Source organism: Vibrio rhizosphaerae (genome assembly GCF_024347095.1).
Lineage (GTDB): Bacteria > Pseudomonadota > Gammaproteobacteria > Enterobacterales > Vibrionaceae > Vibrio > Vibrio rhizosphaerae.
On record NZ_AP024903.1, the window covers coordinates 456,364 to 470,591 of the forward strand.

General features: G+C 45.4%; 10 protein-coding genes and 1 tRNA gene. 7 read left to right on the forward strand and 4 right to left on the reverse strand.

Annotated elements, in window-relative coordinates; genetic code table 11:
• Window positions 1-58 precede the first annotated feature (58 nt).
• Entirely contained in the window at window positions 59-1,231 is a 1,173-nt protein-coding gene (locus OCV37_RS02085; RefSeq protein WP_038178992.1) for a YjgN family protein, read from the forward strand.
• A complete protein-coding gene (locus tag OCV37_RS02090) occupies window positions 1,231-2,226 on the forward strand; it encodes a M48 family metallopeptidase (protein WP_038178990.1) in 996 nt (331 codons plus the stop codon). The genes OCV37_RS02085 and OCV37_RS02090 overlap by 1 nt, the downstream gene beginning before the upstream one ends.
• A 109-nt stretch (window positions 2,227-2,335) precedes the next feature.
• Here OCV37_RS02090 and OCV37_RS02095 read toward each other — a convergent pair whose 3' ends face one another.
• From OCV37_RS02095 to pepA, 3 genes are all read right to left on the reverse strand, one after another.
• A complete protein-coding gene (locus tag OCV37_RS02095) occupies window positions 2,336-5,197 on the reverse strand; it encodes a valine--tRNA ligase (RefSeq protein WP_038178988.1) in 2,862 nt (953 codons plus the stop codon).
• Window positions 5,198-5,292: 95 nt separating this feature from the next.
• Window positions 5,293-5,742 (reverse strand): DNA polymerase III subunit chi, encoded by a 450-nt coding sequence (locus tag OCV37_RS02100; RefSeq protein WP_038178986.1) that lies wholly within the window; start codon window positions 5,740-5,742, stop codon window positions 5,293-5,295.
• Between the two features lie 125 nt (window positions 5,743-5,867).
• Complete coding sequence (gene pepA, locus OCV37_RS02105) at window positions 5,868-7,379, reverse strand: leucyl aminopeptidase (protein WP_038178984.1); 1,512 nt, start codon at window positions 7,377-7,379, stop codon at window positions 5,868-5,870.
• 192 nt (window positions 7,380-7,571) lie between these two features.
• Here pepA and lptF point away from each other — a divergent pair, with 192 nt between their 5' ends.
• Entirely contained in the window at window positions 7,572-8,681 is a 1,110-nt protein-coding gene (gene lptF / locus OCV37_RS02110; protein WP_038178981.1) for an LPS export ABC transporter permease LptF, read from the forward strand.
• Window positions 8,674-9,747, forward strand: a complete 1,074-nt coding sequence (gene lptG / locus OCV37_RS02115; RefSeq protein WP_038178980.1) for an LPS export ABC transporter permease LptG — start codon at window positions 8,674-8,676, stop codon at window positions 9,745-9,747. Before lptF ends, lptG begins: the two co-directional genes overlap by 8 nt.
• 39 nt (window positions 9,748-9,786) lie before the next feature.
• On the opposite strand, the gene OCV37_RS02120 is transcribed toward lptG, so the two are convergent.
• Complete coding sequence (locus tag OCV37_RS02120) at window positions 9,787-10,266, reverse strand: RDD family protein (protein ID WP_038178978.1); 480 nt, start codon at window positions 10,264-10,266, stop codon at window positions 9,787-9,789.
• Window positions 10,267-10,466: 200 nt separating this feature from the next.
• Between OCV37_RS02120 and OCV37_RS02125 the strand changes: the two genes are divergently transcribed.
• From OCV37_RS02125 to OCV37_RS02135, 3 genes are all read left to right on the forward strand, one after another.
• Window positions 10,467-10,551 (forward strand) — tRNA-Leu (locus OCV37_RS02125).
• A 291-nt stretch (window positions 10,552-10,842) separates the two neighbouring features.
• Window positions 10,843-12,363: a hypothetical protein gene (locus tag OCV37_RS02130; RefSeq protein WP_038178976.1), complete on the forward strand. Its 1,521-nt coding sequence runs from the start codon at window positions 10,843-10,845 to the stop codon at window positions 12,361-12,363.
• Window positions 12,364-12,703: 340 nt separating this feature from the next.
• Window positions 12,704-13,978, forward strand: coding sequence for an HD-GYP domain-containing protein (locus tag OCV37_RS02135; protein WP_038178974.1), 1,275 nt, complete (start codon window positions 12,704-12,706; stop codon window positions 13,976-13,978).
• Window positions 13,979-14,228 lie beyond the last annotated feature (250 nt).

The window sequence follows — 14,228 nt, forward strand, 5'->3', positions numbered from 1 at the left end:
CTAAATTATCTTCATGTGATTTAGGCATATATTTTGAATGTAACGTCAGGATTGACTCATGAACGAAAATAATACTGTGAATCCTCTCCGTTTTAATGGACGGACTGGGGAGTTTTTTGGCATTTGGATTGTGAACATTTTGCTCTCCGTTGTGACATTGGGGATCTATTCGGCCTGGGCCAAAGTGAGAACCAAACGTTATTTCTATGGTAATACATATCTCGCTGAAGATAACTTTGAATATCACGGCACGCCCAAACAAATTCTCAAAGGGCGCATCGTTGCAATGCTGTGTTTGTTAATTTGGGTGGTGTTAAGCTCGATCTCTGAAGTTGTGTCTGCGGCCCTGTTAATTTTATTTTATGCCGTGTTACCTTGGATGGTGTGGAGTAATGTCCGCTTTGATTCTGCAATGACCAGTTATCGCAATACCCACTTTGCTTTTGCAGGCTCGCTCAAACAAGCTTATATCACCTTCATGGGGCGTGGTGTGGCTGCGATTCTCGCATTTATTCTCGGTATCTCTTTGATTGCCACTACCGCTAGTTTGACGAATAGTGTACTTCTGATGGTCATTATGATCATCGCCTTCATTGCGCTGTGCGCATTTATTCAGGCATGGGTGATGACTGGCGTATGGCGTTATTTTATGAATGGCTACCGATATGGGAATGCGGATTTTTCAGCGGTTATTTCCAGTAAAAAACTCTTTTTCATTAATTTAGGTGCGATTGGTATTTTTATCGGTGGTGCGTTGATTCTGTCCGTGTTTGTCGGGATTTTCTTCTATTCGGTGATGATGCAGATCATCATGAATATGGATAACCTCATGTATTCGATGAATAACACGATGTTCGCAGGGATTATCTTTGGCTACCTGTTATTCATTTTGTTAGGGATGATTTCCGCTGCTTATATGAGTGTCCGGGTTCGTAATTACGTCTTTTCAAAAACATCAGCGACATTAGATGACCAGACTCTTCAGCTTCATTCCAGTTTCTCGGTATTGAAATATGTCGGTTTATTGTTGACGAACATGCTGGGGTTAATTTTTACGTTAGGACTAGCGCATCCGTGGGTGAAAGTCCGGATGGCGAAATATTCAGCCGAGCAGACGCAGGTGATTGGTCATTTAGATATGATCGAGGCCGTGGATCAAGATTCTGATGTCCGTTCTGCGCTGGGAGACGAGCTGGTTCAAACATTTGATATTAATCTGGGGATTGGATAATGCGAGTCTCAGGGGCGGCTTATCCGCCCCGTTTATCACAACGGTGCTCTGCGGATATCGACATCTCAGGGGAACAGATCAAACTGTGTTGTGATCATCAGATGGTCAGTCAGACCTCGTTGGAACAGTTGACGCTGAGTGACAGTGTTGGCAACCTGCCCGTACGAGTCTCTTTTCCCGACGGATGGGTTTTTGTCCCCGACCAGAATAAAGATATTGATTGTCTGCTGCAGAAGAAGGGCAGGAAGTCGCTCAGAATCCGCAAGGTTGAATCGAATCTCTGGTTGATCTTTGTCAGTATTGTTTTCTGTATTGCGATGTTGTTCGCCGGTTACCGTTATGGGATTCCATGGTTCAGTCACTATGCGGCTCGAATGTTGCCGGACGGCGTGCCTGTATTCGTTGGCGAGAAAATTCTCGACCAGTTGGATGAGCAGTTTGAAACCAGCCATATTCCGGTGCAGCAGCAACAAGCGATTAGAAAACGGGTCGCTTTATTTCAACAGCAGCTCCCACCAATGCCTTTCCCGGTACAGATTGAGTTTCGCGGTAGTGATATTGCTAATGCATTCGCACTCCCCGGTGGCAAAATTGTTCTGCTTGATCCTTTGGTCGAACTGGCACAGAGTGACCAGCAGCTCGATGGGGTGATTTTGCATGAGATGGGGCACATTTATCATCGTCATATGATGACGCGTCTGGTTGAATCGAGTTTGACAGCCGTTGTGGTGGCTTCGTTGACCGGGGATACTTCGGGGGTTGTGCATCAGATGATCGGTGCTGGCGTTTTTGTGATGAACACGGGGTTATCACGTGATATGGAGCGTCAGGCTGACCAGTTTGCCAAACAGGCAATGTTGAAGATCTATCATACCAGTGAGCCAATGGCCGCAATGTTTGAGTTGCTTCAGCAGCAGCAAATGCGACATACGCCGGACTGGTTGAGTTCACATCCTAACTTTTCAGAACGGATTGAGTCGATGCGTCAGCCATAGAAAGTAAAGCCAGACGTTGGTGAAGATCAATGACGATCGGTTCAGTCAGACAATAAAAAAACAGCGGCATTGCCGCTGTTTTTAGATCTGAAGTGCTGGTATTCGAGATTTACAGCGCTGCAATCGTGGTTTGCTGTTCTTCCAGTTTCACCAATGCTTCTCGGTAGCCTTCAAGCTTTTCTCTTTCTTTGGCAACGACGGCTTCAGGCGCTTTAGCGACAAAACCTTCATTGCCAAGCTTCCCTTCAATCCGTTTGATTTCACCCTGTGTTCTGGCTATCTCTTTTGCGAGTCTGTCCAGTTCGGCTGCTTTATCAATTAACCCCGCCATTGGGATCATCAGTTCTGATTTACCGACTAAGGCCGTTGCGCATGCCGGTGTCTCTTCACCTGCATTTAAGACCCGTACATCGGCCAGTTTTGCCAGAGCAATCAAGACTTGTTGGTTTGCTGCAAGGCGAGCTGCATCGTTTTCATCAGCCGCTTTGAGCATGACAGACAATGGTTTGCCCGGATTGATGTCGTACTCAGCGCGCAGGTTACGAATACTGGTAATAAATGATTTCACCCATTCAATATCATCCAACGCTTTCTGGTTGAAGTTAGTTTCATCATACTGTGGCAGCGCCTGCAACATGATGGTTTCACCTTCAATCCCTGCAACAAGCGGTTTGACGCTTTTCCAGATGGTTTCTGTAATGTACGGAATCACCGGGTGGGCGAGACGTAGTGTTTTTTCCAGAACGGTAATCAAAGTACGGCGCGTCGCACGCTGCTGGTTTTCGGTGCCTTTCCATAAGATCGGTTTGGTCAGTTCCAGATACCAGTCGCAGAATTGGTTCCAAATAAACTCGTACAGGGTATTCGCAGCCATATCCAGTCTGAAGTTATCGATATGGAGGTTAAAGTTTTTCGCTGCCAGCTCAAACTGAGACTCGATCCATTGATCGGCCAGTGAATATTCCAGCTGTGCATCGGCGGCAAATCCACAATCTTGATCTTCGGTATTCATCAGTACATAGCGGCTGGCATTCCAGAGCTTGTTACAGAAGTTTCGATAACCCTCAAGACGTTTCATATCCCAGTTGATATCTCGTCCGGTTGAAGCCATTGCTGCCAGCGTGAAACGCAACGCATCGGTACCATAAGCATCAATCCCGTTTTCGAACGTTTTACGAGTATTTTTCTCGATTTTAGCGGCCAGTTGCGGCTGCATCATATTGCCGGTCCGCTTGGTCACGAGGGATTCCAGATCAATGCCGTCGATCATATCGATTGGATCGAGCACATTCCCTTTGGACTTCGACATTTTGTCGCCGTTTTCATCGCGAATCAGTCCGGTCACATAAACTGTTTTAAACGGAACTTGCGGTTTACCGTTTTCATCTTTCATGAAGTGCATCGTCATCATAATCATCCGGGCAACCCAGAAGAAAATAATGTCGAAGCCTGTGACCAAAACATCCGACGGATGATACATTTTGAGTGCCGGCGTTTGCTCCGGCCATCCTAATGTACCGAAAGTCCATAAGGCCGATGAGAACCAGGTATCCAGCACATCTTCATCTTGATGAAGGGCGATATCAGCCGCAATCCCATGTTTGCGACGGACTTCCTCTTCATGGCGTCCAACGTAGACGTTGCCCTGATTGTCATACCATGCCGGAATGCGATGTCCCCACCATAACTGACGTGAGATACACCAGTCCTGAATGTCGCGCATCCAAGAGAAGTACATATTTTCGTACTGTTTCGGGACAAACTGAATCTCACCGTCTTCAACCGCTTTGGTGGCTACATCAGCCAGCGGTGCGGTCCGGACATACCATTGGTCGGTCAGCATCGGTTCGATCACTACACCACCGCGATCACCATATGGAATCGTCAGATCATGATCTTTAATCGCTTCAAGTAAACCCAGTGACTCAAATTCAGCCACGATCAGCTTACGGGCAGCGAAACGCTCAACACCTTGATATTTCTCCGGCAGCTCAGATGGATAATCTTCGCTGGCTTCACCTTTACTGGTAAACACCTCTGCTTCTGAGCGGATATTGGCATCGAAGGTAAAGATGTTGATCATCGGCAGGTTATGGCGCTTACCGACTTCATAGTCATTGAAGTCATGTGCGGGCGTGATTTTGACACAACCGGTGCCTTTTTCCATATCAGCATGTTCATCACCGACAATCGGAATACGGCGATTGACGAGCGGTAGCATGATATGTTTACCAATCAGATCTTGATAACGTGGATCATCAGGGTTGACTGCAACACCGGTATCTCCCAGCATGGTTTCAGGACGGGTGGTTGCAACCACAATATAGTCTTTACCATCGGCTGTTTTCACGCCATCTGCCAATGGATAGCGGAAGTGCCACATGTGGCCTTTTTTATCTTTGTTTTCCACTTCTAAATCTGAGATCGCGGTATGGAGTTTCGGATCCCAGTTGACCAGACGCTTGCCCCGATAGATTAAGTCTTCTTCGTAGAGGCGGATAAAGACTTCCTGAACGGCAGCGTAAAAGCCTTTGTCCATGGTAAAGCGTTCACGATCCCAATCGACGGAGGCTCCTAAGCGACGTAACTGTTGTGTGATCGTGCCACCGGATTGACCTTTCCATTCCCAGATCTTATCAATGAAGGCATCCCGGCCATAATCATGTTTGGTTTTCCCTTCTTCGGCAGCGATCTTACGTTCAACAACCATCTGTGTCGCAATACCCGCGTGGTCGGTTCCGACTTGCCAGAGCGTATTTTTACCTTTCATACGCTGACAACGGATCAGGGTATCCATGATGGTATCTTGGAAGGCATGACCCATATGCAGGCTACCTGTGACGTTCGGTGGCGGGATCATAATGCTGTAAGACGCTTGTGATGTGTCACCGTTAGGCTTGAAATAGCCTTGCTTTTCCCAAGTCTGATAGAGAGCTTGTTCAATTGATGTCGGGTTATATGTCTTTTCCATAGTGCTCTTCGATGGATACTGTCTGAATTAATCGGGATTAAACGTTATGACTAAGGTCTCTGGATACAGAAAACCTGAGCGATAATGTTTTTTAATTATGGGTAAGCGATGTCAATTGTCTGGAGCTTATACCCGTTTTGACGGTAAATTTTATACCGTTCTCTGGCCAATTGTCTGGCATTTTTCTCGCAAGGAACGAAGTCTATCACCTCTGTAAAGCGATCCGCAAAGGTTGTGTTGTTTTCTGCCATATTTATGACGATTTGCCGATTTCGGGACGGGGAGACCTGCGGATAGCCGATTTCAACAGGCGTGCCATTTCTCGGGCCTTCTCCGACGAGATTGTGTGCCATAAACGTTTCAGCCGGGACTTGCCAGAAAAGCTCGGCAAACAATTCAGCCTCGTCGCGATGATGGCAATTGAGATAGATTCTGGCCCCCTGATGCGCGAAATATTGAGCGAGAAACAGTACATACTCCCGGAATCCTTCAGGGTGTGCCTGACGGCTATCGGGCGAAATCAGATAAAATGTGGCTGTTTTCATCGGCGTATCAAACAAACATTAAAAATGAAGAGGGCCATTATGACCCTCTTTGGCAGAACAGAGAAACTTAGCAGAACAGAGAAACGCTCGTGATCGCATCGTCTTCAACGATTCTCTGTTGCCTATTACTCTTCGTTTTCAACCAGTCCACTACGATTGAGTAAAAACTGAACCAGCAGTGGGACAGGGCGTCCTGTAGAACCTTTCAATGCACCACTACGCCAAGCTGTACCGGCAATATCAAGGTGAGCCCAGTTATATTTTTTGGCAAACTTGGACAAGAAACATCCAGCGGTGATCGCGCCTCCCGGACGGCCACCGATATTGGCCATATCCGCAAACGGACTCTTCAGCTGCTCTTGATATTCATCGGTAATCGGTAAGCGCCATGCCCGGTCACTGGATTGCTCTGATGCATTAATAAGCTCATGGGCTAACGGGTTGTGATTGGACATCACGCCACTGAGGTGGTGACCCAAGGCAATCACACAAGCACCGGTCAAGGTTGCAACATCGACCACACAGTCAGGCTCAAAACGTTCCGCGTAGGTCAACACGTCACAGAGCACCAAGCGTCCTTCTGCATCGGTATTTAACACTTCAACCGTTTGTCCGGACATGGTGGTGAGAATATCTCCGGGGCGATATGCATTACTGCCCGGCATGTTTTCACAGCCGGCAAGAATCCCGGTGACATTCAGTGGCAGATTCAACGCTGCGATGGCTTTCATGGTTCCGAAAACAGATGCGGCACCACACATGTCATATTTCATTTCATCCATCGCTTCACCGGGTTTCAATGAAATACCGCCAGAGTCAAAGGTCAGGCCTTTGCCGATCAGAACAATGGGTTTACTCGCCGGATCGGGATGTCCCTTGTATTCAATCACCGACATCATCGATTCATTCTTAGAACCGCGCCCAACAGCGAGATAGGACGTCATACCGAGTTTTTCCATCTCTTCTTCACCAACGATTTTCGTGGTGATGCTGGTGTAGTCGTCAGCAAGGCGGCGAGCCTGAGAAGCCAGATAGGCTGGGTTCGCAATATTTGGTGGCATGTTGCCGAGATCTTTACAGGCATGAATTCCGGAAGAGACTGCCAGTCCATGGTTGATTGCTTTCTCACCGAGATTCAGTTCCCGACGAGTCGGCACATTGAACACGAGCTTGCGTAGCGGGCGACGTGTTTCCGGTTTGGTACTTTTAAACTGATCAAAGGTATACAGGTTATCTTTGGTTGCTTCGACAGCCTGACGAACCTTCCAGTAGGTATCCCGACTTTTGACATGCAGCTCGGTCAAGAAACATACGGCTTCCATTGAGCCCGTTTCATTCAGGGTACTAATCGTCTTCTGGATAATCTCCTTGTACTGACGTTCTCCTAACTCTCTTTCTTTCCCACAGCCGACAAGCAATACACGTTCAGAAAGGACGCCCGGTACTTGATGCAGCAGAAGCATCTGTCCCGGTTTTCCTTCCAGATCACCGCGTCGTAGCAATGAACTAATGTAGCCATCGCTGATTTTATCAAGCTGTTCAGCAACTGGAGAAAGTCGGCGTGGTTCAAATACACCGACAACGATACATGCGCTGCGTTGTTTCTCTGGACTGCCGCTTTTTACACTAAACTCCATGCGTACTCCTACATCGTGAAGACAAATAGAACTAAATCGTAGATAATGCACTCTTACTGGCTGAACGACAGCGAAATCCGAATCATTTTTACTCAGCTTCCCGAGAGGCATAAGATTTTAAAAAATACATGTTTCAACGAAAAATTATAGTGATTCGATTAAAAAAACAAGTTTTTCATAGGTAATTTCAGTGTGATTATCGTTAGATATTTGATCCGAGAGACACTAAAAAGCCAATTGGCGATTTTTTTCATCCTCTTTTTAGTGTTTTTGAGCCAAAAATTTATCCGTGTTCTGGCGGATGCATCCGATGGTGAGATCCCGGCCAGATTGATCTTTTCGATCGTTGGATTAAATATGCCAGCGATGGGGCAGTTGATGCTGCCACTTAGTTTATACATCGGTATTTTGATCACCTTTGGCCGGTTGTATGCGGAAAGTGAAATTACAGTCATGAACGCCACCGGTATCGGTAATAAGTTTCTGGTGCGAGCAGCATTGTATCTGGCGATTATTACTGCCAGTGCGGCTGCGATTAATTCACTTTGGCTGTCCCCGTGGAGTCAGGATCGTGAAGCACTTCTGATGGATAAGCTCGCCGCTGAAAATAGTGTCGATTTACTGCAGGAAGGTCATTTTCAGCGCACACCGGATGGTTCTTCTGTCGTCTTTATCGACAATATCGAAGATAAGAAATTACGGAATGTGTTTGTTGCACAGCTCACGCCGAAAGATTCGATCCTGCCCAGTGTGATCTTTTCTGATTCAGGAAATGTCAAAGAACTCAAGGATGGCCGTCAGATTATTAGTTTGAGGCATGGGACGCGTTATGAAGGCGTGCCGACGCAGGTCAGTTATATGGTGACTAAGTTCGATGAGTATGAAGGCTTGATCGGCCAGCGCAAGGTGGAAAACCGAGGACGTGACTGGGAAGCGATTCCGACGTTGGAACTGCTGAGGAATCCGGATAGCCATGCTCAGGCTGAGTTACAGTGGCGGATTTCTCTGGTCGTTTGTATTCCATTGTTGACTATGCTGGTGGTTCCGTTGTCTGCGGTAAATCCCAGACAGGGGCGGTTCGCAAAAATGGGTCCGGCGATTTTAGTCTATCTGACTTATTTCTTAGCAATCAGTGCAACCAAATCCGCCATTGAAGATGGTGGGATCCCATCTGGTATCGGGATGTGGCCGTTGAATGCTGCTCTGCTGGGAACCGCCATATTCATTAATAGCCTCGATAGTGTGTTTGTCCGCCGGTTGAAAGATCGCTACAGACAAAGAAAGGTGGCAAGTCGTGTTTAAGATTTTAGATTTATACATCGGCCGAACGATCATTGCGACGACCAGTTTAGTTCTGGTCACTTTTGTCGGCTTATCTGGCATCATCAAATATGTAGAGCAACTGCGAAAAGTCGGTCAGGGAAGTTATGATCTGATTAAGGCGTTGTATTTTGTCGTGCTGAGTATTCCTCGTGATATCGAGATGTTTTTCCCGATGGCTGCTTTGCTGGGGGCTTTGATTGGTCTTGGAATGCTTGCGGCCAGCTCTGAACTGGTGGTAATGCAGGCTTCCGGTTTTTCTAAACTGGATATCGGACTTTCCGTGTTGAAGACCGCCGTCCCATTAATGATTGTGATTACTCTGTTAGGGCAGTGGGGAGCACCTCAAGCGCAGAAAATGGCGCGTGATTTAAGGGCATTTGCTACATCTGGTGGTCAACTGCTCTCTGTTCGCATGGGGGTATGGGCCAGAGATACCAATGACTTTATTTTTATTAATAAGGTCAATGATGACAAGCTGTACGGTTTGAATATCTGGCGTTTTGATGAGCACAAGAAATTACGAGAAGTGGTTTTTGCCACGGAGGCTGATTACGAGCAAAGTAGCCAGCAGTGGGAAATGAAGAACGTGCATATTACCAATATGAGTGATGATGTTGTCATCTCGAAACAGCAGTTCTCCACTTATCCGTGGCACACCTCACTTGAACCTAATAAGTTAGCGGTTGTGACGGTCAAACCGGAAGAACTGTCTCTCAGTGGTTTGTATGACTATGTACATTATCTGAAAATATCTGAACAGGATTCGTCCCGTTACGAGTTGGCATTATGGCGTAAAGTTACCCAGCCGATTTCGATTGCTGTGATGATGCTGATGGCGCTGTCGTTTATTTTTGGCCCGCTGCGCAGTGTCACGATGGGGGCGAGAATCCTGTCAGGTGTGATTGCCGGGTTTACGTTCTATATTTCCAGTGAGTTTTTTGGCCCGCTGAGTCTGGTATATGGCTTCCATCCGGCAATAGGGGCTGTTGCCCCCAGTATTGTTTTTCTCTCGGTTGCATTAGTTCTGCTCCGTCGGAAATTGTAGTCTATTCTTCAGAATCGTGGCTGCTTTAGAATAAGTAGTTTACGTATTGTCTTTGGGGATGACATAGAGATTGGTTTTAGCCCAAATATCATGGAATCCCCGCTTCTGAGGATCGAGCGGAACGGTCAGGTTAGATAGCCCGAATCCAGAGGTAAATAAGCGAATCAGTGCTTGGGTGATCGTAATCGGCGTACCATCTTCATTACTGACAACCAGTCGCCAGACTTTCATGCCGAGTGTTTGTCTTTTTTGAGTCCAGAACCAAACAAAAAAACCGATCCAGATAATTGCCAGATAAGCGGTAAAGATGGTGCTCCATAAGGGATGGTGTGTTAAGAAATTGCCGACATCTTTGTAGTCACCATAATGAAGTATTCCAATGGCGGCCATTGCTTCAAGAATGGCAACGATTACGCCTGCTGCCAGTATTTCCAGTAATAAAATCAGACAGGTATCGTAAACAAGGGCCCCGATACGACGGATAAAGCCAGCAGTTTGCAGATGAGGTTGATGTGACATCGTTTATCTATATCTCAATGAAATTGTTACCGAGAGGATAGTCATTATTGCAAGGGTAAAAAAGAGGGCAAACCGAGTAAATTGGCATTTATGGTGAAATAATCAACAATCAATTGAATTTTCGCTTTTTTTCACTTTTTATTATTGCGCTGATTCATTTCTTCCGTATAATTCACCTCACTAAAGGGGGAGCCCCTAATGCCGATGTGGTGAAATTGGTAGACACGACGGATTCAAAATCCGTTGCCTTCGGGCGTGGCGGTTCAAGTCCGCCCATCGGTACCATGATTTAAGTGATAAAGCCTCGACGAAAGTCGGGGCTTTGTTATATCTGGCTATCTATGATCTCACTTCGGTACCGACAGCTTCATTGCTTCCATTTCATTTTTTCCTTCTTTATTGACGCATCCCAACCCCGAAAAATTCATCACTATCATTTATTGATTCATTTGTTTTTATAACCTTTAAGTTGTTACATGTATGATCAAATAAAGTAAAAAAAGGTACTGAATTGGGTTAAATTAGTTGCATATGGGGTGATACAGTTATTTTTCATTCACTCACTATGGAGGCAATATGCGTAAGCAGTTGTCATGGTTCTTATTATTACCGAGTATTTTCAGTGGATACGCACTCGCTGAAGTTGAAAATGCCCCTTATTTTGACCAGTTACTATCTGCAGATTATGCACAGCTTAGTCGCCAAGTCACACCGATTGAGTCCGCGCAACGGCAAACCTTTGTGCCGATGCAGCTCGACCTTTCCGATCCCGATTTTTCCAATCAAGTATCGCTCCAGCCACAGGCCGGAAAACTAGAGGGCTTAGCTGAACATGTCGCGAAAACATCTGCGCAAAACCTTATGTTATCTGCGACGGCTGAAGATGGTCCTGATACTGTTACCCCTTTATGTGACACATTAGCTTCAGGATCGTTATATACATTGAGTGGTGTGCAAAAAGATGGGGTCTATTGTTATCACTTTGAGGTTAAACAGCGTTCCAAAATGATGGCGTTGTTAGTCGGTCAGGCTGAAACGACAGATATGAAACTGTCAGTGCTCAAGCATGGTGCGGATGACCAACTTTTCATTGTCGGTACGTCTGATCACCCCGGCAATGCGGATGAGGTTGTTTCCGCGGTGGTTGAACCGGGGCACTATTACTGGTACATGGAAGCGAAAGCTGCTGAGAATGCCAGCATTCAGTTCGGTGTGTCGGTCAATTCGGCTATCGATGCTTATGAGCCAAATGATACGCCCCAGACTTCAACTCGGTTACCTGAAACTCGTAATATGATTGTAGGGAATATCGATTCAGCATCCGATTTGGATTATTACCTTTATACGGTTGAGAAAGGTAAAAAAATTGATATCGAAGTTGATGATAGTCATTCACCGAAACAATGGCTGTTTAGCTTAAGTGTCTTGAGTGGCTCTGTTGAGCGGGAAGACAATACCTCTCACTATGTTGCCACAGAAGGGACACAGCTTCTCCTTCAAGTTAAACATAATCCGGCAAAAACAGTTGATGCAAGTAAGCAATATCGTGTGTTGCTCGGTCCGTCAGTGGCATCGATGCAATCATCTTCTGTTCAGGGTGAGCCGGATGTGGTTCGTCTAATGTATTCAGACACGAGCCATCTTCCCAATGTGCTCAGGGGGCCAGCTGGGCTTTTTCTTACCACTCAGGTGTATAATAAATTAACTTGGCAAGCGAAGCTTACTGATTCAACTGGACAACCAGCAGCAAATGCGCAAGTAAATTTCCTGTATGACTTGAATTTATATGAATATGACTTTCAACGTGATGGATACCACGTGGTATGGAATCCTTCTCTCGACAGTGCTTATACGGATAAGCAAGGAGTTGCTCGAGGGACGATCATCGTCGGGCGGAATAACTGTGAGTTGGAAAGAGAAGTGGTTCATACAGCTTATGTTTATAATCATAAAGTGACTTACCGAACCGGTTTTGATACGGGAGTATGGAAAATTGAGGTACCGGGAACGCCATTTGGTGTTGGAGATTATAAGACGGTCATGGGGGTAACTCTTGGGCATATTTGTACACAAAAAGTGCTGAACGTTGAAGGATAAACTCTATTCTTTATAGGGAAGCTGAGGCTTCCCTTTTCCTATCTATGTGGTGTTGTGCATATGCACCACACCACATTAATCGAATCTGCCACTCATTTATTCCCCTGTTGAACTGTACTTTTTGCTTGATTATTTTTTCAAATTACATCAATTATGTGATTCTGATTCCTTTTAATTATTGAGTTTTTTATCATACAGTAGAGCGTTGTTTTATTGATTCGCTAGTGTTCTGGTCGACGAATACCAGACTGACTTGTGAATCGTATGCACCTGCACACTGTTACATCTACAATGTAAAAGTCATGGATAGTTCTTACAGATTGAGAGTATTAATTCGATTGTGGCAAATATAAAAATTACAGTAGACAGATTACAGCCGGGGTTACATATCCGCTTGCCTGTGAAGTGGAATGATCACCCGTTTCTGCTTAATAGCTTTAAAATTAAGAACCAAGATCAGATTAAAATTATTAAGCATCTTGGTATTCAGCATGTTTATTTGAATCCGGCTCAAAGTGATACACAACCATTGCCTCTGCAAACTTTGGCAACTGAAGAGAATGATAGTCCAATGCCCTCAGAGGATGAGTCTGCCATCGATGATGAGGCGAAAAAACTCTGGGAAGAGAAAGAAAGTCGAATCGATAAGCTGAAAGCCTACCGCCGTCGTGTGGTTCGTTGTGAAAAAGAATTCGAACGTTCTCTGGCACGGATTCGAAGTGTGATGAATAAGATTCGCAACCGTCCGCAAGATGCTGTGGAGGAAGCCTCGCAATTAGTGGCAGATGTTGTTGATGAATTATTGGCTGAAGAGAGTGTGACTCTTCACCTGATGAACAGCAAAAGTGAGTTTGAAGATATCTATTTTCATTCACTGAACGTGTCTGTGATTGCGATGATGATTGGCCGAGTGAAAGGATTTGATGCAGAAAAGATCAAAGAGTTAGCTTTTGCTGCGCTGTTTCATGATATTGGCAAGATTAAAGTCCCGGCTGCGATTGTCCGGAAACAGACGCCGCTCACTGAACCGGAGAAAAACTATCTGAAGCAACATACACGTTATGGGATTGATATTGCCAATGGTATTGACGGTTTTCCCGAGAGTGCGAAACGGGTGATTGGCCAGCATCATGAGCATATGGATGGTTCCGGTTATCCTGACGGCTTGAAAGGGGATGATATAGATGAACTGGCGCAGATTATAGCCGTTGCAAACGCTTTTGATTCACTGTGCCATGGCAATATTGTGAGTGAACAGAAAATTCCTTATGCGGCGCTCTCTCATATGTATAAAAACTGCCGTGATTTATACAATTTTGATAACTTAAGTATCTTAGTGAAGTTTATGGGGGTCTATCCACCGGGTACGATTGTGCAGTTATCAAATGAAATGGTCGGGCTGGTGATTTCGATTAACTCAAATGATTTACTCTATCCGAGTGTTCTTATTTATGACCCATCCGTGCCAAGAACAGAAGCTCCGATTGTTGATTTGGCTGAGAAAGAATTAACGATCGTTAATGTCATTTTACCGGCAAAATTACCGGATAAAGTCCGTGAATATCTGAACCCTCGTTCGCGGATTTCGTACTTTTTTGATAATGAAGAACAATAGTTGTGCTTGAAAAAACAGCAAATCAGAAAAAAATCTAAAACATCTCTAAAAAGTATTTGACTCTAAATTTTATCCCGTTAGAATGGCCGCCACTTCGAACGGAGAACGTTGTGAAGAAAGCTCTTTAACAATATAGACCAATCAATCTGTGTGGGCACTCGTCGATAAATATCCAAAAAGATTTTATCAATGAATCGAGTGACCAAATCAAGTTGGATGCAGGTAACTGTCATTCAATAAGAGCACAGTC

Bases quoted from the DNA above. Each gene is read 5' to 3' on its own strand.
- OCV37_RS02130 (WP_038178976.1), top strand. From the start codon at position 10,843: ATGCGTAAGCAGTTGTCATGGTTCTTATTATTACCGAGTATTTTCAGT.
- pepA (WP_038178984.1), bottom strand. From the start codon at position 7,379: ATGGAGTTTAGTGTAAAAAGCGGCAGTCCAGAGAAACAACGCAGCGCA.
- OCV37_RS02120 (WP_038178978.1), bottom strand. From the start codon at position 10,266: ATGTCACATCAACCTCATCTGCAAACTGCTGGCTTTATCCGTCGTATC.
- OCV37_RS02100 (WP_038178986.1), bottom strand. From the start codon at position 5,742: ATGAAAACAGCCACATTTTATCTGATTTCGCCCGATAGCCGTCAGGCA.
- OCV37_RS02085 (WP_038178992.1), top strand. From the start codon at position 59: ATGAACGAAAATAATACTGTGAATCCTCTCCGTTTTAATGGACGGACT.
- OCV37_RS02095 (WP_038178988.1), bottom strand. From the start codon at position 5,197: ATGGAAAAGACATATAACCCGACATCAATTGAACAAGCTCTCTATCAG.
- OCV37_RS02090 (WP_038178990.1), top strand. From the start codon at position 1,231: ATGCGAGTCTCAGGGGCGGCTTATCCGCCCCGTTTATCACAACGGTGC.